The sequence below is a fragment of the Clostridioides sp. ZZV14-6345 genome (assembly GCF_020657775.1).
GTDB classification, from domain to species: Bacteria; Bacillota; Clostridia; order Peptostreptococcales; family Peptostreptococcaceae; genus Clostridioides; species Clostridioides difficile_D.
The window spans coordinates 1-21,096 of sequence record NZ_JAGWCX010000057.1; the positions used below are offsets into that span (position 1 = coordinate 1).

Genomic DNA, 21,096 nt, shown 5'->3' on the forward strand with positions numbered 1-21,096 from the left:
TTTTTAACTGTCCGATATAAAGGTCTCAGTTCATTTTTATATCACCCCACATCATTGTACATTTCAGGTGGCGATATGAGAACGAAATAGAATTTTATGTTTAGTAGTATTTAATTTCATTAATATATTATTTCAGGGAAACGTTTCCCAAAGCGGAAACATCGTTGCCATCGTTTTGAGACAAAGTTATAATTATTAAGTAGCTTACAAGTAACGACGACATAAAGGTGAAAAAATGCGCCTATAATCGTAGACGCAACTTGAACTTTACATTTAGAAACAGAAAGATGGTGGGCATTTCCGCAGAATACGAGTACAATCACATTACAGTTTAATTCAACAGGAGGTCGCATTATGACATTAGGAGAAAAAATATCAAAACTTCGCAAGGAGAACAATATCACTCAAGAACAGTTGGCATCTATGTTTGGGGTATCAAGGCAGGCTATTAGCAAGTGGGAAAGCGATGTAGCATATCCTGAGACGGATAAACTGTTAAAGATGAGCGAGATGTTTAAGTGCTCGTTGGATTATCTATTGAGAGATAGTGAAGCTGCTCAAATCCCGCAATATAAAGCGTCGGTGCTTCAGAGCATTGATTACAGCCGTTTTATTGGAGCGTGGTGCAATATCGATCTAAAGAACTGGGACAGCGGTTATTATATGGCTGCTATTATCGGGCAGGACAATCAATACATTTATTTTTATCAAACGGATAGAAGCAAAAGCCTAAAATATGGGATAGTATTAAAACAACATATTGATACTGTTACCAAACTTGAATTGGGAATAAAAAAGCAAAATTTGCTTCCGGTACTTCCCGACACCATGCCATCTATTTGCGATCCGTTCAAGCCCCTGCTTGACAGGATTTGCACCGTACAGATGCACTCGCCGAACCTTGCAACATTTATACTTTCTACAGATGGGTATCAAAAAGTTATGGTAACATCCATCAGTGCTGACAGTATACAAATCAAGGACAATAACTCAGTTGTTATTCTCAATAAAAAGGATATTGTAGGGATCGTGGAAAGTTAATTCGAGCCATGTGCCGCACAACGGTAAATAAAAAAAACCGTTGTTGTAGCGGCAGAATAGCTATGCCACTAAACAAAATACAGTAACCTAACGGCGGTTTTGAAATCACAATCAAAGCCGCTGTTTTCTTTTTAGAAAGTAAACTTGGTGGGTGTATTAAAGTTACCCTTTTTTAAGGATACGGCGGTATCTAAGGAGGTATCGCCGTGTTTCTTTTTGTTCAATCGATTGGTGATTTATCAAAAAAATCCCAACTTTATCGTGGGGTGATTCCGGACAGTTACACGAAATTAAAAACTACATAGCAGGAAATAAACACGCCTATGCCCGATTGAAATTTGATGAATTTCAGTCGGGCATTTTTGCGTATATAGACCCTCGGTGTCGTTCACCTCCCACCGTCCTTTCAAATTCAGCTCTTAACCAAAATTTGAAAGGATGGTACAACCATGAAAACAATAAACTTGAAAGATTACTATGCCCATGTGACCGAGGACACATATATTGATATTCCCGATGAAGTATTTGACATTTTTGAGGAACACCGCAAAGCGGAGCAAGCCTATCAAAGCAAGGTGTATTATCACAAAGCGTACTACTCCCTTGACCGTGGCGATGGGATTGAACACAGTGCTCTGTTTGTATCCCTCTCGCCCGATGAGATTTACGAGCGTAAACTCACGAGGGAACAGCTCCACGCTGCCATAGCCACCTTGCCTGATAAGCAAGCAAAACGCATCTATGCTCATTTCTTCTTGGGCATGAGTATAACGGCTATCGCTAAAGCTGAGGGAGTGAATAAAAGCCAAGTAACTCGCTCAATTAACCGTGGGCTATCACATCTTGAAAAGTATTTGAAAAATGTTTTGTAACAGGAGCAACAAATAAGCTCCTTTTCTAAAGGTATATGAGAGGAAGTCTTTTCTCTCATATAGCAAAGGTTATATTTCGCTCTTTGACAACCGAATATACGATATTTTGAGTACATTACTTATGTGAGCCGAAAGACAAAGCGACTTAACAGACATCGCCATGACAGCGGTATGGGGAGGTGAATAGAATACCGCCCGAGCGACAAATGGACTGTTAGACCGAGTGTGGCACACTCGTCCGCAATGACCCACATAAGGGATAGTGATACTTCGATACGTTTAGCCCCCGATACGATAGAAACAGGGGGAGTTCCTGCGGTATGCGTGGCTTTTGAAAGGACAAGCTACGGTACTATGGGGCTATGATAGCTGTGCCAACAGCAACTCAAAATATCCCCTTTGTCGGGGTGCGTGGCAAATACGGCAAACAGGTGATTTTATCGCACCGCACTTTTATTTCATGTAAATTTGCGGTGCGTTTATTTATGCTATTTCTAATATGGTGACAAACTTTTCATAAATAGAAAAATTGCTTATACTCTATGTAAGCAATGCACTTGGAGGTGATTGCGAATGGAAAATGTCAAAAATATGCCCAAAGATGCTATGAAAGCTCCTGCCCCCAATCATACATTTGAGAAAACAAAAGCATATCAGGATTTCATAAATGTGCTTTCTCAGATTATAGAAAAACATGGTGCAGAAGTTTTGAATGAAATAAGTGGTACTAAGTAGGAAATACATCTACTTGATATTTTCCAATAATTTATTGGAGGTATGACTATGAACAGGAGTGGAAAAAGATGTGTACTTTACCCTCGGGTAAGTACCGAAATGCAGGTTGATGGCTTCAGCTTGGACGGACAAAAAAATAGCTTAAAACGATTTGCGGATAGAGAAGAAATGGAAATCGTAAATATCTATGAAGATGCAGGCAAGTCCGGCAAGTCCATTGAGGGCAGACCTGCCTTTAAACAGATGCTTAATGATATTGAAAATGGATTGAGCATTGATTATGTCTTAGTTTATAAGCTCTCCCGCTTTGGGCGAAATGCAGCCGATATTCTTAATTCTTTGGAGCATATCCAATCCTTTGGTGTGAATTTGATTTGCATTGAAGAAGGAATTGACTCATCACAGACAAGTGGAAAGCTTTTAATCTCTGTGCTGTCTGCTGTTGCTGAAATAGAGCGTGAAAACATCATTGAGCAGACTATGAACGGGCGAAAAGAAAAAGCTCGTCAAGGCGGTTGGAATGGTGGCTTTGCTCCCTATGGCTACTATCTCAAAGATAAGCAGCTTTTTATCCAAGAAGATGAAGCTGAAGCGGTACGCATTATCTTTGATAAATATGTGAATGGGAATATGGGATTTTATAAAATCGCCAACTATCTTAATTTACAAGGTATTCAAAAGGTTAAACGAGATAACGGGACACTAACCCAATGGAGTACCCATTTTGTCAGAATGATAATTGACAACCCTGTGTACATGGGAAAAATTGCTTTTGGCAGACGCACAAGAGAAAAGGTCAAAGGCACTAAGAATGAATACCGCCAAGTACACCAAGATGATTATATCCTTGCTGACGGTCAGCACGATGGCATTATCAGCGAGGAGCTGTGGACACAGGCACATGAAAAACGAGAAATAACAGGTGTGAAATCTCCCTCTAAAATTGGTCGGGACAGGGCACACTTGTTAAGCGGTATCTTAAAATGCCCTAAATGCGGCGGACCGATGTATACCAATAAACACGCTTGGACAAACAAGGACGGTACATATAAAGAGATTTACTATTATGTGTGCAGCAAGGCTCGCACCGCCAGAGGAAAAAGCTGTGACTATAAAGCAATGCTTAAAAAAACCGACATTGAGCCACTTGTCATTGAAGCAATCAGGGAGCTGATTAAGAATGAGGATTTTGCAACTGAAATAAAATCAAAAATAGGCAAACAGATTGACACCTCTACTCTCGACAGAGAACTAAAAAATTACGAGGGTAAACTTAGGGAAGTGGATTTGAATAAAACCCGCCTTGAAAATGAAATTGACAGCTTGCCGGAGGATACCCGTTTCAGAGAACGCAAGCTCCATGATATGACACTCCGGCTTGATGGTCTATATGACATCATCGTAGAGCTTGAAGAAAAAATCGAGGACGTTAAGCTACGTCGCAAGGCTGTGGAGCAGGACGCTATTACTTTAGAGAACATCTATACCCTGTTGGCAAACTTTGATAAGGTATATGACAAAATCAGCGATGAAGAGAAAAAATCCCTAATTTCTTCGCTAATCAAAGAAATAGAGATTTTCCCATGTGATGAATCAGAGCTGCCTCTGAAGTCCATTTTATTTAATTTTCCGGTGTATAAGGACGGTGGAGATGTTTACGAATTTTTGTGGGACAAAAGTACGCACGTCTCACAATGTGGTGTATTTGGGAACATATCCATACACTTAACCATCTTAATCTCATAACCATAGCCCTTAAAATCAACCAAATCAACAACCAAAGACTTAGGATTACAAGAAATATAAACAATCTCCTTAGCACCAAATCCACAAATATCCCTAATAGCATCCTTATGAATACCTGGTCTAGGAGGATCAACAATAATCAAATCAGGCTTGTCCTTCAAATCCTTAACAACCTTAGCCACATCCCCAGCAATAAACTCACAATTAGTAAGCCCATTCAACTTAGCATTCTCATTAGCAGCAACAACAGCTTCCTCAACTATCTCAATACCATACACCTTCTTAGCAGCACCAGCCATAACCTGTCCAATAGACCCAGTACCACTATACAAGTCAAATACAACCTTATCATTGTAATCTCCAATAAAATCCCTAGCAATACTATAAAGAACCTCAGCTCCCTTAGTATTGGTTTGGAAAAACGAGAATGGCGAAATCTTAAACTTAAGCCCTAAAATCTCCTCTTGTATATAATCTCTTCCATACAACACTCTTAACTCATCACATTGGACTGCATCTGCTAAACCGTCATTAATGGTATGAAGTACCCCTACCAACTCAGCTTTTAAATCAATCCCTAAAAGCATATCTTTAAATTCATTCATATCAAAATCTTCTTGAGAAGAAGTCACTATATTAACCATAATCTCATTAGTATGAATCCCTTTTCTAACCACAAGATGTCTCAAATATCCTTTATGATTCATTGTTCTATAATAAGGAATCTTTTTTTCATTAAAAAACTCTACACTAGAAACTAATATCTTTGAGAAGTCTTCATCAACCAACATACACTCCTCAACAGTTTGTATATCTATATGCTTTCCTTTTTTATGAAGACCTAATGTCAAAGGTCCATTTTTTACTTCATCTCCAAAAGTATATTCCATCTTATTTCTATAATATTTGTTTTCTGGACTTCCTTCTATCCCTAAAAACTGAAATCCAAATAGGTCTTGCTTTAAAAATAAGTCCATAACTTGTTTTTCTTTTATTTCTAATTGTTTTTCATATGGTACTGACAATAGCGTACATCCTCCACACTCTCTAAAGTGCTTGCAAGGTATTTCAGTTTCAAGTGGTGAGTCCTCTAATAATTCTATCATCTTAACTTCTGCTTTCTTACTTCTAACCTTTTTAACACCAGCTCTTACTTTTTGCCCACTTATTCCACCCTTCATATGGATAACTCTATCTCCAACTTGGCTTAAAGATGTACCACCAAATTCCATTTTATCTACTTCAAATTCTATAATATCTTTTTTCTTCACAGACATTCCTCCAATTTACTATAGTATCTTTATTATCTTTCTTCAATCAATTTTACTTCTTCATCTGTTAACTCTCTATACTCACCTAACTCTAAACTTTCATCCAATTTTAAATTACCCATAGACAATCTTTTTAAGTATACTACTTTTTTGCCTACACTTTCAAACATTCTTTTTACTTGGTGAAACTTACCTTCATGTATTGTAAGCTCTATCTCTGATTCATCATCGCTCTTTAATATATTTAGCTGTGATGGCATAGTTTTATATCCATCATCAAGCACTACACCTTCTAAAAAAGCTTTTACATCTTCTTCAGTAACTACTCCATCAATTTTTGCATAATAAGTCTTAGGCACATGCTTCTTAGGAGATAAAACTCTATGAGAAAGCTTTCCATCATTAGTTAAAACTAATAATCCCTCTGTGTCTTTATCTAACCTTCCAACAGGAAATGGCTCAAAAGCTAAGTATGATAAATCAATTAAATCTAAGACCGTTAGGTCGTATTTATCTGTAGTTGCTGATACATATCCATCTGGTTTATTCATCATTAAATATATATATTCTCTATATATAACTTCTTCTCCATTAAACAATATCTCGTCGTTTTCAGTGTCTACTTGAGTTCCTGGATTTGAAACTTCACTTCCATTTACTACTACAGACCCCTGCTTACAATATTTCTTTATTTCACTCCTACTTCCATATCCTAAATTTGAAAGAATTTTATCTATACGTTGCTTTTTAGCCATTAAAAATGTTCTCCATTCTCATAATATTTTTCTTTTTCAAATACTGTAAATGCTAAATCCATACTTTCTACATCTAAATTATTTCTTATACTATCAGTTATTATTCTTGCTACTGTATCTTGTACTTCTTGTCCTCTGTCAAACCACGCTATTTCAACAAAAGGATATACATCTGCTACTTTACCATCTCTTATTGCAACTGACTTTATACATTCTATCTCAAAGTAGTCTCTTGGACACTTTACAGCTTCAACTAAATCATCTATCATTTTTTCACTTATTTTACATATATTATTCTCATTAATTCCTCTTATTTTTATCTGTGGCATACTTTATCTCCTTTATTTTAAATTTTTAGTGAATTATCATCCACTTAATTACCTTCGATAACGTTTGAAGTGGTAGCTTCTTAGTCAAGATAACTATTGTTATCAGTATCTCCAAGCTAATAAGGTAGTTCCTACCCTTATAGTTAGCACTATATAGCTAAGTTTCCTAAATTGTTTATATTCTTTATTATTTTATCTAATCCTATTGTCTTCTATTTAACATTATACTTGTAATTTATAGTTATTACAATTTACTATATACTTTTTTTAATTTAACGTTATAATATAAGTGATGGGTAAATTTTAAAAGTTAATAGGAGGAGTTTAAAATGGCATTAATTACTACAAAAGAAATGTTTAAAAAAGCTTACGAAGGTGGATTTGCTATAGGTGCATTTAACATAAGTGACTTAGAACAATTACAAGGTGTTTTAAAAGCTGCTAAAGCTAAAAATTCTTATGTTATGATACAAGCTTCTATGTCAGCTGTTAAATATGCTGGACCTCATACATTAGTTGAAATGGTTAAGGCTGCTTCTGATGAAATAGGTGTAGACGTAGCTCTTCACTTAGACCATGGTCCAAATATGGATGCTATTAAAACTTGTATTGATGCTGGTTTCTCTTCAGTTATGATAGATGGTTCTCATTTTGACTTTGAAGAAAATGTTAGAATAACTAAAGAAGCTGTTGAATATGCACACTCTAAAGGTGTTGTTGTTGAAGCAGAGCTTGGTGTTCTAGCTGGAACAGAAGATGATGTTACTTCTGATGTTCACAAATATACTCAACCAACTGAAGCAGTTGAGTTCGTTGAAAGAACAGGTGTTGATTCATTAGCAATAGCTATTGGAACTTCTCATGGTGCTTTCAAATTCAAAGGAGAAGCTAAATTGAGATTCGATATACTAGAAGAAATCCAAAGTAAATTACCAGGTTTCCCAATAGTTCTTCATGGTGCATCTGCTGTTGACCAAAGCGCTGTTGCTACATGTAATGAATTTGGTGGAAATATAGCTGGTGCTAAAGGTGTACCTGTAGACATGTTAAGAAAAGCATCTTCTATGGCTGTTTGTAAAATAAACATGGATACTGACTTAAGACTAGCTATGACTGCTGCTATCAGAAAATTCTTAGCTGAAAATCCAAAAGAATTCGACCCAAGAAAATACATTGGTGCTGGTAGAGATGCTATACAAGCTGTAGTTGAAAGCAAGATAGATGATGTTTTAGGTTCTGCTAACTCTATAAACTAATATAACTTTTAAATATTTATAAAAGAAAAGAGATGACTTAAAATAATTAAATTTATTCTTAAGCCATCTCTTTTAAGTTGTATCAATTATGTATCTTTATAACATACTAATTAAATTTTAAAAAACATGTATATTTATAGTATGTTTATAATAGTTATGATGTGTTATATCCAATTATTATTTTAAAGAACATATATATTTACAATGTGCCTGAAATCTACAAATTAAAGAACATATATATTTACAATATACTCGAAATCTACAAAATATATTAAAAATTTTAATTATATTGTCTTTTAAAATTGACAACTAAACGTGAATATGCCCACTTTTTATCTTTCTATGAATAGTAGAAGGATATATACCTATAACTTCAGCAGCCTTTGTTATTGAACCATACTTATTTATAGCCTTACTTATCATTATTTGGTCTACAATTTTATATGCATCATTGAGATTCATAATTCCATTTACTACTATTGGTGATAAATCATCTGTTTCATTATCAATCATATCCAGATTTATAAGCATATTAAATTCATCTTCTCCAATTACGTTTTTAGCTGATAATACTACGAATCTTTCAATTATATTTTTCAATTCTCTTATGTTACCTGGCCAAGAATATTCTTCCAATAATTCAATAACTCTAGGTGAAACTTCTACTTCTCTATTATACTTTTCATTGTAAAGTTTTAAGAAATAATTTACTAATGGTACTATATCTTCTTTTCTTTCTCTAAGTGGTGGTATTTTTACTGGAATAACACTCAATCTATAGTACAAATCTTGTCTAAATTTAAGGTTATTTCTAAGGTCTTCATGAGAAATATTAGTAGCACTTATATATCTAACATCTATCTTTATAGGTTTACTTCCACCTATTCTAGTAATAGTATTTTCTTGTATAACTCTAAGTAATTTTTTTTGCATCTGCATTGGTAACTCACCTATTTCATCCAAGAAAATAGTTCCACCATTTGCCTCTTCAAAAAGCCCTTTTTTACCTTTTTTCTTAGCACCAGTAAAAGAACCTTCTTCATATCCAAAAAACTCAGACTCTAATAATTCATTTGGTATAGCTCCACAGTTTATTGCAATAAAAGGTTTTTCCCTTCTTGAACTATACTTATATATTGTTCTTGCTATTATTTCTTTTCCTACACCTGATTCTCCATTTATAAATATAGAAGAATCTGATGCTGCAGCTCTCTTAACAACTTTTTTTATATTATCCATAATCTTACTTTGACTTATATACTCTGTATCCTCTGATATATCACTATATCTTATCTGAGATTCAAGCTTGATAACCCTTGAAATATCTCTTCCTGTAAGTACTCCCCCTGTAAGCTTTCCTTTGGCATCCCATCTTGGAACTGCTGTATATGCAATAAGCTTTCCATCTGGGTAAACGATATTTCTATAAATCTTTTTCTTAACTTTAAGCATGTTTAATATTATTGGTTCTTCTACTAATCCTTGTCTTACAAGGTCCGTTATATTTCTACCAAGTACTTCAGTTCTTTTAAAGGGTAATATCTCATCACTAACAGTATTCATCTTTTCAATTACCCCATCTTTGTTAAATACAACAACAACTTCATCTATATGCTCTATTATATCCTCAATTACTTTATCAGATATTAGAGACTTCTCAAATAAATAAACTATATTATTTTCATCATTGTTATCTTTAATATTATATATATGTGCAGTCATCCTCAACTCTCTGAAAGCTATTTTCTTTTTACTCTCTGTCAGTATTTCTGTTTTGTCAAAATTTGAATCTAATTCATTTATGTTTTTAGGCTTTTTTATATCTAGAAAACTAAAAATACTATCTATTAGATGATTGCAGTATATTATTTCGCCTGATTCTTTACATAAAATGGCTGGATTTTCTACATGTTCTACAAGCCCTATTAAATTATTATCCATTAATATTCGCACCTTTCATTAAGTAATTTATTGAACTACATACAAAATTTATTGTTTGCTTACAATAAATACCATCAGCACATATAATCAACTCCTTATAATATTTGTCTTTTTAAGTAGTTTCTTTCATTAAAACGTAACTAAGATATAATTTTAATGATTATAGTTTGTTAAAAATTTCATTTTGCTTTTAATTGTATTCTATCACATATTTAGTAATTATTTGTCTGTTTAATACAATTTAATGAAATTTAAGATTTATTTTTAAAAAAACAAAGATAATCCTTACAGAATATAACTCACAATTTGTAAGCAATATACATATAAGGATTATCCAGATTATCTTGTATTATAAAATTTTATTCAAACAGACTTTTTAATAACTGACAAATACACGTTAGCAATAACTTATCAAAGGGTTAATCATTGTGTTACTAACTAATAAGGCTTATTCAATCAGTAATATTTATATATTTTGTGTCTATTAAGCTTTTATAGCTTCTAATAAATCATCAACACTATCTAATTTATCTATAAGCATTGGTACTATTTCATGTAAATCTCCAACTACTCCATAATCAGCGATTTCTAAAATTGGAGCTGCTGGATTTTTGTTTATAGCAATTATGAAATCTGATGACTGCATACCTGCTAAATGTTGTATTGCTCCTGATATACCACAAGCTATGTATAGGTTTGGTTTAACAGTAGTTCCTGTTTGACCTACTTGGTGAGAATGGTCTATCCATCCAGCATCTACAGCAGCACGAGAAGAACCAACTACTCCACCTAATTTGTCAGCTAATTTCTTAAGCATTTCAAATCCTTCTGGTCCACCTAATCCTAGACCACCTGATACTATAACATTTGCATCTGTAAGAGATACTAAATCTTTTTTAGTTTTAACTGTTTCTAAAACAGTAGTTCTTATATCATCTTGAGCTATTTTGTAGTCTAATGCTATAACTTCACCAGTTCTTGTTTCGTCTTTTTCAGCTTTATCCATAACACCAGGTCTAACTGTAGACATTTGAGGTCTATGGTTTGGACAAATGATTGTAGCCATTATGTTTCCACCAAAAGCTGGACGAGTTTGTTTTATTTTCTTATCTTCTGGGTCTATTTCTAACTTAGTACAGTCAGCTGTTAATCCAGTTCCAACTCTTGAAGCTATTCTAGGTGCTAAATCTCTACCTATATGAGTTGCTCCGAAAAGCATTATTTCTGGTTTTATTTCATCTATTGCATCTTTTATTACTTTTGTATATGCATCAGTTGTATATTTTTCTAAAAGAGCATCATCTGCAACATAAACTTTGTCAGCTCCAAAAGTAATTAATTCTTTAGCTAATCCATCAACATCTTTTCCTAGTAATATTGCACAAAGCTCTGCATCTACTTCTTTAGCTAATTTTCTTCCTTCTCCTAATAATTCGATAACTACTGGAGCTATTTTTCCTTCTCTTTGTTCTGCAAATATCCATACGTTTTTATAAGAACTTAAATCTTTTATATCATTCATAGTTTGTACTCCTCCAACTTATATAATGTGCTTTTGTTTTAGACCGATTATTATTTTGTTAGCTATTTCGTCAGCTTTACCTTCTAAGATTTCTCCTTTTCCTCTTGGCTCAGGAGTAAATGATCTAAATACTTTAGTTGGTGATGCTTTTAAACCAACTTCTTCTTTATTTACATCTAAATCATCAATTGTCCAAACTTTTACATCATGTTTATATGCTTTTACTATTTTATCAACAGACATGTATCTAGGTGAATTTAATTCTTTTACTGCTGTTAAAAGTACAGGTGTACTTACTTTTATTAATTCATATCCATCTTCTAATTGTCTTTGAACTATTATGTCTTTTCCTTCTATTTTAAAGTCTTGTACATATGTAACTTGAGGAATGTCTAACTTCTCTGCAATTTGTGGTCCAACTTGTGCAGTATCTCCATCTATTGCTTGTCTTCCTGCAAATATTATGTCATAGTCGCCTACTTTAGATATTCCTGCTGCAATAGTATTTGATGTAGCCCAAGTATCAGCTCCTCCAAATGCTCTATCGCTTAATAATATTGCATCATCAGCCCCCATAGCTAAACACTCTCTTAGCATAAAGTCTGCTTGAGGAGGTCCCATTGTTATAACTGTTATAGTTACATCATCATGCTCATCTTTAATTTTTAAAGCTTCTTCTAATGCATTTGCATCATCTGGATTTAATATACTTGGAACTCCATCTCTTATAAGAGTACCTGTTTCTTTATTTATTCTTACTTCGTTAGTATCTGGAACTTGTTTTACGCAAACTAATATTTTCAAAGTCTATACCTCCAATTTCATTAGATTATTTATTATTTTAATACGTTTGATGAAATTACCATTTTTTGAACTTCTGATGTTCCTTCATATATTGATACGATTCTAGCATCTCTGTACATTCTTTCGATTTCATAATCTTTTATGAATCCATATCCTCCATGAAGTTGTAATGCTTTATAAGCAACTTCATTTGCAATTTCTGATGCATAGTATTTAGCCATAGCAGATTCTTGAGCAACTCTCATTCCTGCATCTCTCTTTTGTGCTGCATCATAAACTAATCCTCTAGCTGCACAAACTTTTGTTTCCATGTCAGCTATAGTAAATTGAGTATTTTGGAATTTAGCTATAGGCTTACCAAACTGAACTCTTTGTTTTGTATATTTAACAGCTTCATCTAAAGCACCTTGAGCTATTCCTAGAGCTAAGGCAGCAACACCTATTCTCCCTACTTCTAGAGTACCCATTGCTATCTTAAATCCTTGACCTTCTTTTCCAAGTAAGTTTTCTTTTGGAACTTTAACGTTTTCAAATATTAAGTCAGAAGTTTCAGTCCCTCTTATACCCATCTTATCTTCATGAGCTCCTGTTGAGAAACCATCCCATTTACTTTCTACTATAAATGCTGATGTACCTCTAAGACCTTTACTTCTATCTGTAACTGCTATTACTATAGCTACATCACAGAATGGTCCATTAGTTATGAAAGTTTTTCTACCATTTAATATGTAATGGTCTCCAACTAATTCTGCTGTTGTTTGTTGTCCACCTGCATCAGAACCAGCTCCTGGCTCAGTTAAACCAAATGCTCCTATTAATTCACCTGTTGCTATACCTTTTAAGTATTTTTGTTTTTGCTCTTCAGTACCATTATAAAGTATTGGTAATGAAGCAAGAGAAGAACCAGCTGTAACAAAAGTAGCTGTTGAAGCACATCTTCTAGCTATTTCTTCCATTACTATAGCGTAAGAAACATATCCTGCTCCCCCACCACCGTACTCTTCTGGGATATTACTGCTTATAAATTTTGTTTCAGCTAATTTTTTGATTAACTCCTTAGGCATTACACCTGTTTTATCCATTTCTGCTGGTAAAGTATCTAATTCTTTACTAACAAAATCTCTTACTGCTTTTCTTAAAAGTTCTTGTTCTTTGTTATATAACATAGCTTCCTCCAATTTTCATATTTTATAGTAAATTTATTTTAATGAACTTACGCTAAACTCATCATCTCAGCAAAAGTTTGAATACGAGTTCTGGCTTGTTCATTATTCTGAGTTTGTTGGTCAATTTCAACATATAAAGTAGGTATTCCACTATCTTCTATATCTTTTCTAACTAAAGGATAATCGTATTCTTCTGGGTCACAGAATTTCATCATACAGAAGATAACACCATCTATATCTTTCTTTTTAACTTCATCTACTATAAGTGACCCACGTTTTTTCTTAGGGTCATAAGCTAATGAACATCCTTCTATGTTTGACCATTGTCTTGCTAATCTCTCTAACGCATCATCACCTGCTGGTACATCTGTTCTGAATTGTCTTGTTTCTTGAGCTAAATCATCAGCTACAACTGATATATTGTTGTCTTCTAAAATATCTAATATATCTTTAGAATCAGCTACTATACCTGTTAATAAAACTTTCTTTCCAGAACAGACTTCTTCTGGCATAGCATTTAATTTTGCTATTAAATCTTTTACTAATTTAGTGTGTTCTTCTTTTCTCATGAAGAATCCACTTTTAATTACTAAACTTCTTATTGATGGTTTTATAGTATTAGAATGTTTATAAGCTACTTCAACAAAGTCTCTCATAGTTTTTCTATGTTCATTGTAAATTTCTATACTTTCATGAATTTTTGCTTCTTCTATTTCATAACCACATATTTCTTCAAGTTCTCTTTTTACACCTTTATACTCACTGATTAAGTATTTTACACCAGCTTCAAGTTTTCTATTTTGTGGATGTACTAATGATATATATTTTATATGAGGTACTGCTGATTTCCAGTTTTGTCCTAGACAAATTAATGTGTCACACATACCTGGTATAATAACTCCAGATAATTCATCATAAGCACCTTTTAATCCATATTCTAAACATGATTGCATTATTGAACATGCAAATGCAGGGAAATATTGTTTAGCTAAATCTAATTCTGTTTGTCCTCCCCATATACCAACTGGAAGCATTCCAGCTGCATGTATAATCTCTTCTGGGCAATAAACTGGGAAACAACCTATAGCTTTTTTACCAGTTTCACTTTTATATTTTTTTACAGCCACATTTGGATTTTCAACTACTTCTTTCATTTTAGATAAAATAGCTTCCATTATATCTCACCTCTATTAAGTTTTTTTCTTTCTTCCATTACTTCAACTAAACCTTGAATTCTTGTTTCAAATTGAGCATTAGTAAAAGCTCTAGGGTCTGCTTGGTCACCATCAAATCCAGCATATGGTAATCCAGTTTCTTCAGCTGCTCTTCTTTGCATTTCATATTGTATTAAACTCATCAGCTTACAGCTTCTGTTCATATGATAGAATGCTCCATCACATTTACCCTCTACTAAAGAATCAACTCTATATTTTGTCATACGGTCTAAGTTTACGTTGTTAAACATAGTACTGTATGCTACTGCCATTCCATCTAAATCATTAACTTCATATTGTAATGCCCAAGCATGTGGATAAACACTACCTGTCATATTAACTCCAAATTTAGCTAATGTTTTCATTTTATATCCTATATATGGCCAACAAGGTATACCTTCCATCATTATTCTGTATTTCTCTTCTCCTCTGAAAGAAGATTTACCAGTCTTCATGTTGTCCTCTAATTCTTCTATAAGTAACTTAAATGCTTCTGTAGTTTCTTTTTTACCTCTAGCACAAACTATTACAGCCATGTAAGTAAATAAGTCAAATCCATTCATTGGAGAAGGAGAAGAATCTGCTGGTAAACTCATAGAATATTTCCATAATCTTCCGTTTTCAGCTGATATTTTCATTACTTCTTCAAATTTCTTAGGGTCAAATTTCTTCCCTGATATAACTTCTAATTGTTTTATAGCTTCTTCAAATTGAGCTTTTATATAGTCAATTCTTGATTGAGTAACTTCATCTTCATTATTGAAAGTTGTATCAATCATTATTAGAGGTATATCTAATTCTCTTGATATATTTTCATACCATTTTATAACTTGGTTACATATATTGTTACAGCAAAGTAGGAAATCTGGAGCTGGCATATCTAAAGCTTCACAGCCCCCATTTTCTAAAAGACCAAAATTTGTTCTTGCATATGCACATAGGTCGATAGAATATCCTTTAGATTCAGCCATTTCACATAATTCTAAAGAACCTTTTTTAGCTGCTACCCCAGCTGCTTGATTTTCTGGATATAATACGTTTAAGTCAAATACTTCTGCTAATTCTTGAGGAAATACTGATGTTGACCAACCTACAGGTCTTCCTTCTTCTTTAGCTTTAAATGCATTTGCATATTGTTCAGCTAATAAATCATTTATTACTACTCTAGCTTCTTTTTTTTCAGACATTTTCATCCCTCTTTTTATATATTTTTCACTTCTTTTTGTGATTCTTTTGCTTCATCAAAAGCATATAACGCTGCTCCTAAAGCACCAGTTAATTGAGGTATATCAGGTACAATAATTTCTGTGTTGATTTCTCTTGCCATGGCTCTTACGATACCACTATTTCTAGCAACTCCACCAACCATAACTACATTTCTTTGTACTCCTATTCTTTTTACTAGGCTAGAAACTCTCTTTGCTACTGAAGTATGAATACCTGCTACTATATCTTCAATTTTTGCATTTTCAGATAAATGTGATATAACCTCAGACTCTGCAAATACTGTACATGTACTGCTTATTGATACTTCATTTTGAGAATTCATAGATATACTTCCGAGTTCAGATACATCAACCTCTATTATTTTTGCCATTACATCTAAAAATCTTCCTGTACCTGCAGCACATTTGTCATTCATAAGAAAGTTTAGTAGTCTTCCATTATTATCTAACTTTAATACCTTTGCATCTTGACCACCTATGTCAATAATGGTTCTTGTCTCTGGAATTATGAAATTTACTCCCCTAGCATGACAGCTTAATTCACTTATTTGCTTATCAGCATCTGAATAATTCATTCTTCCATATCCTGTAACTACAACTTTTTCAATATCTTCTCTTGCAAGACCTGTCTTGCCATATAATTTTTCTAAAACTCTTGATGGTCCAGTAGTTCCAGTACCAGAAGATATTGTTTCATAAGCTACAATATCTTCTCCATCCTTTAAGATTACTCCCTTTGATGCAGTTGAACCTATATCTAATCCCATTGTGTACATCTTTAGCATTCTCCTTTTAAAAAATCTAGAATTACTAATTAATATCTTACAACTTTACTATCTTTGAAGTTATTTATTTTTTCTTCATCATAGCCTAAAGATTTTAATACTTCTACAGTATGTTGACCTACTTTTGGTGCTGGTGTATAATCTTTAATTCCTTCATTTCTAAACATAACTGGAGTATTAACTAAGACACCTGTATTTCCGCTATCATATGTTTTCTTAAATAAGAAGTCATTTGCCCAAGCTTGTTCGTCATCTAATAAATCTTCACAGCTTTGGATTTTTTCAAATGGTAAGTCTGCTTCTTCTAATAGAGCTGACCACTCGTCTAATGTTTTTTCTAACATAGCTTCTCCAACTATCTTAACTAAATCTTCAACATGATTAACCATTGAATCTATGTTATTGTATCTATCATCTTCTAATATATGTTCTCTATTTATAACCTTACAGAATTTACCTAACCACTTGTTGTATTGTATTAAAGCTAATTGAATCCATCTTCCATCTTTACATTTATATGTAGTCATTAGTGGGCTGTTTGGATTTTCTCTTGATAAAGGCATTTCATTTCCGTATTGTGCTGTTGTTATCATTGTTCCCATTCCATATATAGCTGTATGGAAAAGACTTACTGTTACTCTCTCACCTTTACCAGTTTGACCTTTTTTATGTAATGCTGCTAAACTTCCTGCTGCTAATGCTAGACCTGCATAGTGGTCACCAAATCCTGCTGCTGTATTTGCTGGAGATGTTCCTTTTTCCATAACAGATTGGCTAACCCCTCCTCTTGCAAAGTATGCAGTGTAGTCAAATCCTGGTTTATCTTTTAAAGGTCCTTTTTCACCATATCCTAATATTTGAGAGAATATTAATCCTGGATATTTATCTTTTATTTGGTCATAAGCTATTCCCATTTTTTCTAATGCTTGAACTCTAACATTAGTTACAAATATGTCTGCTTCTGATAATAATTTATGTAATATTTCTACTCCTTCTTTTGATTTTACATTAATACTTACACCCTTTTTATTTCCATTTTCTAATTCAAACATAGGGTTTTCATCATCTGATGCTGGAGATTTAAATGTTCCACCCATAACTCTTATTCCATCACCTTCTATAGGTTCAATCTTAATAACCTCTGCACCCCAGTCACCTAACATTTTTGCACAACATGGTGCTGCGATGAAACTTGAAAGTTCTACTACTTTAACTCCTTCTAAAAGCATAACGTTTTCCTCCTTAATAGTATCAATTATAAAATTTCGATTAAATCACTCATAAAATACTTTCTTCTGACATTAACTATCTGATGTCAAAGTTCCTAATCTTATCTAAAATAACTTAGAAATTATTAAAATTATTTTTTATTGTTTTATTGTCTTACACCTATATTGTTAAGCATTTATCGTGCCAACTTTATATTTGAGCAAAATATCGCTTGATTTGAATGTTTTTTAACAATATACAATTGAATAATTCATCTCATATCGTGGCATCTTGCAACTACCCATTGCATCTTGCTATTTTTTCTACGCTTCTAAAAGTTTTTTTTATATTTTTTTTTATGAAAAAGCTTGACATTTCAAAAAAAGTTTTCATTGCTAAACTCAAAAACACATGTTATCATTGTAATTAATCAGCAAGTTAGTTAACTAATTTCAAACTTAGATAATTTTTTAATAATAATTAATCTAAAAAATAACAATTTCTTTGATAAATTTTTCAAGCAATTATTACATTAAATAAAAAATAACTAAATATCAAAATAAAACAGGGAAAACAATTTCAAAACTAAATTTTTAACTTTAAAAATTTTGTATAAAAAATATAACCTTATATGCTACATATTATTTCTAAATGAAAAATTACCATATAATTTAATAATTACAGGAGGGTATTGATATGAAAATACTAGTATTTGGAGCACGCGATTATGAAGAACCAGTAATAAAAAAATGGTCTGAAGAACATAAGGATGTTCAAGTGGATATTTATCCTGAAAATATGACTGAAGAAAATGTAGTTAAAGCTAAAGGATATGATGGTATATCTATACAACAAACTAACTATATAGATAACCCTTATATTTATGAAACTTTAAAAGATGCTGGGGTTAAAGTTATAGCTTCAAGAACTGCAGGGGTTGATATGATACATTTTGATTTAGTTAATGAAAATGGACTTATTGTTACAAATGTTCCTTCTTATTCACCTAATGCAATAGCTGAATTAGCAGTTACTCAAGCTATGAATCTTTTAAGAAAAACTCCTTTAGTAAAGAAAAAAGTCTGTGAAGGTGACTACCGTTGGATAGCTGAACTTCTTGGGACAGAAGTTAGATCTATTACAGTTGGTGTTATAGGTACAGGAAAAATAGGTGCTACTTCTGCAAAATTATTCAAAGGTCTAGGAGCTAATGTAATTGCATTTGACCAATATCCAAATAGTGATTTAAATGATATATTAACTTATAAAGATTCTTTAGAAGACCTTCTAAAAGAAGCTGACCTTATAACATTACATACTCCTTTACTTGATGGAACAAAACATATGATAAATAAAGATACTCTAGATATAATGAAGGATGGAGCTTACATAGTAAATACTGGACGTGGTGGTTTAATTAAGACAGGGGACTTAATAGAAGCACTAGAGTCAGGAAAAATTAGAGCTGCTGCTCTTGATACATTCGAGACTGAAGGATTATTCTTAAATAAAAAGATGAATCCAGGTGAATTAACTGACCCAGAAATAAACAAACTTCTTTCTATGGAACAAGTTATATTCACTCATCACCTTGGTTTCTTCACTAGTACAGCGATAGAAAATATAGTTTATTCTAGTTTAAGTAGTGCTGTAGACGTTATAAGCACAGGAACTGCTGCTAATAGAGTAAATTAGTATTTTATAAATATATTTTTTCATTAATTAGCTATTATCTAACAAAATAGCCTTTAATTTACCAAATATAAGAGAGTCATATTCAATATATATTGAGTAGACTCTCTTATATTATTTTTTATATCAAACTTGTTCACTTTTTATACATTCCAAATTACATTTATATTACCTTATTCTAACTACTCCTACTCTACCTCTATTTTACTTTTCTATTTATATACATTTGAATGGGTACAATCTGTGTTTTGCAAAAAAAACACTCAACAAACTATGAAAATTGTATGATTAATATTAATATATTTATAAGAAAACATTACAATTATGTTAGCTGTGGCTTTTTAGGGAGGGAGTATATTGGAAAAAATGAATAAGGTTACTTCTAAAAAAACTACCTATATTGTTACTTCAGCGTTATTTGCATCCATAATATGTCTGACGATAGCGTATATATTACATATCCCAGTTGGTGGGAACAATGGATATGTTCATATAGGAGATGCTTTTATTTATCTTGCTGCAACTATTTTGCCAACAAATTATGCTATAGCTGCCTCTGCAATTGGTGCTGGTCTGGCTGATTTATCTACAGGTGCTGCCATCTGGGTAATACCAACTATAATCATAAAGCCAATACTTGTATTATTTTTCACTTCTAAAAGTGACAAAATAATAAATAAAAGAAATATAGTTGCTTCGGTTGTAACAGGTATAGTAGGATTAGTTTTATACATGTTTGCTGAGGGGATAATTATTGGAAGCTTTACAAGTGCATTTGTAATGAGCTTACTTGGTTTATTACAACCAATAGGAAGTTTTATTGTTTTTATAATTTTAGGTATAGCACTTGATAAACTTGATTTTAAAAAACGTTATTTTAATTAAGAATTTAAATTTATGGAGGGAAAATTATGAATATCTTATATACAATTGAAAATAGTATCTATGTAAATATAACTAACACATGTCCATGTAGTTGCGTTTTTTGCATAAGAAATGAAAAAGATGAAGTTGCAAATAGTGGCAGTCTATGGTTAGAGCATGAACCAAGTATAGAAGAAGTAAAAGAAGCTTTCAACCAATACAATTTAGACGATTATGATGAAATTGTATTTTGTGGATATGGCGAACCATTAATGAGAATAAATGAATTGATAGAAGTAGCTAAGTTTATAAAAGAAAAAAGCAATATAAAGACAAGAATAAATACAAATGGTCTAAGTGATTTAATACATAATAAAAAAACAGCGATTCTTTTAAAAGATGTTATAGATGCAGTATCAATAAGTCTTAATGCCCCAAATAAAGAAGCTTATAATAGAGTTACTCAGCCAAAATTCGGAGAAAAATCATTTGATTATATGTTAGATTTTGCTAGAGATTGCAAAAAATATATAAAAGAAGTTGCTTTTTCAGTAGTAGATGAAATATCTCCAGAAGAAATAGAAGAATCTAAACAACTAGCAAAAAAACTTGATATACCATTAAGAGTTAGACATAAGAACTAACAAATAAAATTGCAAAAAATTAAG

The 21,096-nt window shown here is 32.5% G+C and carries 19 protein-coding genes; 8 read left to right on the top strand and 11 right to left on the bottom strand.

Features of this window, described 5'->3' with window-relative positions; all coding sequences use genetic code 11:
• Window positions 1-354: 354 nt before the first annotated feature.
• The 4 genes from KGF39_RS14355 (at window position 355) to KGF39_RS14370 (ending at window position 4,394) form a co-directional block, all read left to right on the top strand.
• Entirely contained in the window at window positions 355-1,041 is a 687-nt protein-coding gene (locus tag KGF39_RS14355) for a helix-turn-helix domain-containing protein (protein WP_227822822.1), read from the top strand.
• 449 nt (window positions 1,042-1,490) lie between these two features.
• Window positions 1,491-1,913, top strand: a complete 423-nt coding sequence (locus KGF39_RS14360; RefSeq protein WP_227822823.1) for a sigma-70 family RNA polymerase sigma factor — start codon at window positions 1,491-1,493, stop codon at window positions 1,911-1,913.
• 573 nt (window positions 1,914-2,486) lie between these two features.
• Complete coding sequence (locus tag KGF39_RS14365) at window positions 2,487-2,648, top strand: hypothetical protein (RefSeq protein WP_227822824.1); 162 nt, start codon at window positions 2,487-2,489, stop codon at window positions 2,646-2,648.
• A gap of 48 nt (window positions 2,649-2,696) precedes the next feature.
• Complete coding sequence (locus tag KGF39_RS14370; protein WP_227822825.1) at window positions 2,697-4,394, top strand: recombinase family protein; 1,698 nt, start codon at window positions 2,697-2,699, stop codon at window positions 4,392-4,394.
• Here KGF39_RS14370 and rlmD read toward each other — a convergent pair.
• The 3 genes from rlmD to KGF39_RS14385 are packed head-to-tail and all read right to left on the bottom strand — an operon-like array spanning window position 4,304 to window position 6,749.
• Complete coding sequence (gene rlmD, locus KGF39_RS14375) at window positions 4,304-5,671, bottom strand: 23S rRNA (uracil(1939)-C(5))-methyltransferase RlmD (protein WP_227822826.1); 1,368 nt, start codon at window positions 5,669-5,671, stop codon at window positions 4,304-4,306. The genes KGF39_RS14370 and rlmD overlap by 91 nt on opposite strands.
• A 26-nt stretch (window positions 5,672-5,697) precedes the next feature.
• A complete protein-coding gene (locus tag KGF39_RS14380; RefSeq protein WP_227822827.1) occupies window positions 5,698-6,420 on the bottom strand; it encodes a pseudouridine synthase in 723 nt (240 codons plus the stop codon).
• Entirely contained in the window at window positions 6,420-6,749 is a 330-nt protein-coding gene (locus KGF39_RS14385; RefSeq protein WP_227822828.1) for a DUF1904 domain-containing protein, read from the bottom strand. The genes KGF39_RS14380 and KGF39_RS14385 overlap by 1 nt, the downstream gene beginning before the upstream one ends.
• Before the next feature lie 329 nt (window positions 6,750-7,078).
• Between KGF39_RS14385 and fba the strand changes: the two genes are divergently transcribed.
• Window positions 7,079-8,005, top strand: a complete 927-nt coding sequence (gene fba / locus KGF39_RS14390; RefSeq protein ID WP_227822829.1) for a class II fructose-1,6-bisphosphate aldolase — start codon at window positions 7,079-7,081, stop codon at window positions 8,003-8,005.
• 309 nt (window positions 8,006-8,314) lie between these two features.
• Here fba and KGF39_RS14395 read toward each other — a convergent pair whose 3' ends face one another.
• From KGF39_RS14395 to hadA, 8 genes are all read right to left on the bottom strand, one after another.
• Window positions 8,315-9,946, bottom strand: a complete 1,632-nt coding sequence (locus KGF39_RS14395) for a sigma 54-interacting transcriptional regulator (RefSeq protein ID WP_227822830.1) — start codon at window positions 9,944-9,946, stop codon at window positions 8,315-8,317.
• Between the two features lie 484 nt (window positions 9,947-10,430).
• Window positions 10,431-11,468 (bottom strand): electron transfer flavoprotein subunit alpha/FixB family protein, encoded by a 1,038-nt coding sequence (locus KGF39_RS14400; RefSeq protein WP_227822831.1) that lies wholly within the window; start codon window positions 11,466-11,468, stop codon window positions 10,431-10,433.
• Window positions 11,469-11,486: 18 nt separating this feature from the next.
• A complete protein-coding gene (gene etfB, locus KGF39_RS14405; protein ID WP_054272373.1) occupies window positions 11,487-12,272 on the bottom strand; it encodes an electron transfer flavoprotein subunit beta in 786 nt (261 codons plus the stop codon).
• 32 nt (window positions 12,273-12,304) lie between these two features.
• The gene (gene acdB, locus KGF39_RS14410) at window positions 12,305-13,438 is read right to left on the bottom strand and encodes a putative isocaproyl-CoA dehydrogenase AcdB (RefSeq protein ID WP_054272372.1); all 1,134 of its coding nucleotides are present in this window, start codon (window positions 13,436-13,438) and stop codon (window positions 12,305-12,307) included.
• A gap of 47 nt (window positions 13,439-13,485) precedes the next feature.
• Window positions 13,486-14,613 (bottom strand): (R)-2-hydroxyisocaproyl-CoA dehydratase subunit beta, encoded by a 1,128-nt coding sequence (hadC, locus tag KGF39_RS14415; RefSeq protein WP_227822832.1) that lies wholly within the window; start codon window positions 14,611-14,613, stop codon window positions 13,486-13,488.
• On the bottom strand, window positions 14,613-15,839 hold the full coding sequence (hadB, locus tag KGF39_RS14420) for a (R)-2-hydroxyisocaproyl-CoA dehydratase subunit HadB (protein WP_227452795.1): 1,227 nt from the start codon (window positions 15,837-15,839) through the stop codon (window positions 14,613-14,615). Before hadB ends, hadC begins: the two co-directional genes overlap by 1 nt.
• 14 nt (window positions 15,840-15,853) lie before the next feature.
• Window positions 15,854-16,654 carry a 2-hydroxyisocaproyl-CoA dehydratase activator HadI gene (gene hadI, locus KGF39_RS14425; protein WP_054272369.1) on the bottom strand — a complete coding sequence of 267 codons (801 nt, stop codon included), beginning with the start codon at window positions 16,652-16,654 and terminating at the stop codon, window positions 15,854-15,856.
• 38 nt (window positions 16,655-16,692) lie between these two features.
• Complete coding sequence (gene hadA, locus KGF39_RS14430; protein WP_227822833.1) at window positions 16,693-17,892, bottom strand: isocaprenoyl-CoA:2-hydroxyisocaproate CoA-transferase HadA; 1,200 nt, start codon at window positions 17,890-17,892, stop codon at window positions 16,693-16,695.
• Between the two features lie 676 nt (window positions 17,893-18,568).
• Here hadA and KGF39_RS14435 point away from each other — a divergent pair.
• From KGF39_RS14435 to KGF39_RS14445, 3 genes are all read left to right on the top strand, one after another.
• Complete coding sequence (locus tag KGF39_RS14435) at window positions 18,569-19,567, top strand: D-2-hydroxyacid dehydrogenase (RefSeq protein WP_227822834.1); 999 nt, start codon at window positions 18,569-18,571, stop codon at window positions 19,565-19,567.
• A 354-nt stretch (window positions 19,568-19,921) separates the two neighbouring features.
• Window positions 19,922-20,449 (top strand): TIGR04002 family protein, encoded by a 528-nt coding sequence (locus KGF39_RS14440; RefSeq protein ID WP_227822835.1) that lies wholly within the window; start codon window positions 19,922-19,924, stop codon window positions 20,447-20,449.
• Window positions 20,450-20,475: 26 nt separating this feature from the next.
• Window positions 20,476-21,072: a TIGR04100 family radical SAM protein gene (locus KGF39_RS14445; protein WP_227822836.1), complete on the top strand. Its 597-nt coding sequence runs from the start codon at window positions 20,476-20,478 to the stop codon at window positions 21,070-21,072.
• Window positions 21,073-21,096: the final 24 nt, after the last annotated feature.

Coding starts and splice junctions, on each gene's coding strand:
- KGF39_RS14400 (WP_227822831.1), bottom strand. CDS start 11,468: ATGAATGATATAAAAGATTTAAGTTCTTATAAAAACGTATGGATATTT.
- KGF39_RS14355 (WP_227822822.1), top strand. CDS start 355: ATGACATTAGGAGAAAAAATATCAAAACTTCGCAAGGAGAACAATATC.
- KGF39_RS14385 (WP_227822828.1), bottom strand. CDS start 6,749: ATGCCACAGATAAAAATAAGAGGAATTAATGAGAATAATATATGTAAA.
- KGF39_RS14360 (WP_227822823.1), top strand. CDS start 1,491: ATGAAAACAATAAACTTGAAAGATTACTATGCCCATGTGACCGAGGAC.
- hadC (WP_227822832.1), bottom strand. CDS start 14,613: ATGGAAGCTATTTTATCTAAAATGAAAGAAGTAGTTGAAAATCCAAAT.
- KGF39_RS14435 (WP_227822834.1), top strand. CDS start 18,569: ATGAAAATACTAGTATTTGGAGCACGCGATTATGAAGAACCAGTAATA.
- KGF39_RS14365 (WP_227822824.1), top strand. CDS start 2,487: ATGGAAAATGTCAAAAATATGCCCAAAGATGCTATGAAAGCTCCTGCC.
- rlmD (WP_227822826.1), bottom strand. CDS start 5,671: ATGTCTGTGAAGAAAAAAGATATTATAGAATTTGAAGTAGATAAAATG.
- hadI (WP_054272369.1), bottom strand. CDS start 16,654: ATGTACACAATGGGATTAGATATAGGTTCAACTGCATCAAAGGGAGTA.
- hadA (WP_227822833.1), bottom strand. CDS start 17,892: ATGCTTTTAGAAGGAGTTAAAGTAGTAGAACTTTCAAGTTTCATCGCA.
- KGF39_RS14370 (WP_227822825.1), top strand. CDS start 2,697: ATGAACAGGAGTGGAAAAAGATGTGTACTTTACCCTCGGGTAAGTACC.
- KGF39_RS14445 (WP_227822836.1), top strand. CDS start 20,476: ATGAATATCTTATATACAATTGAAAATAGTATCTATGTAAATATAACT.
- hadB (WP_227452795.1), bottom strand. CDS start 15,839: ATGTCTGAAAAAAAAGAAGCTAGAGTAGTAATAAATGATTTATTAGCT.
- KGF39_RS14395 (WP_227822830.1), bottom strand. CDS start 9,946: ATGGATAATAATTTAATAGGGCTTGTAGAACATGTAGAAAATCCAGCC.
- acdB (WP_054272372.1), bottom strand. CDS start 13,438: ATGTTATATAACAAAGAACAAGAACTTTTAAGAAAAGCAGTAAGAGAT.
- fba (WP_227822829.1), top strand. CDS start 7,079: ATGGCATTAATTACTACAAAAGAAATGTTTAAAAAAGCTTACGAAGGT.
- KGF39_RS14380 (WP_227822827.1), bottom strand. CDS start 6,420: ATGGCTAAAAAGCAACGTATAGATAAAATTCTTTCAAATTTAGGATAT.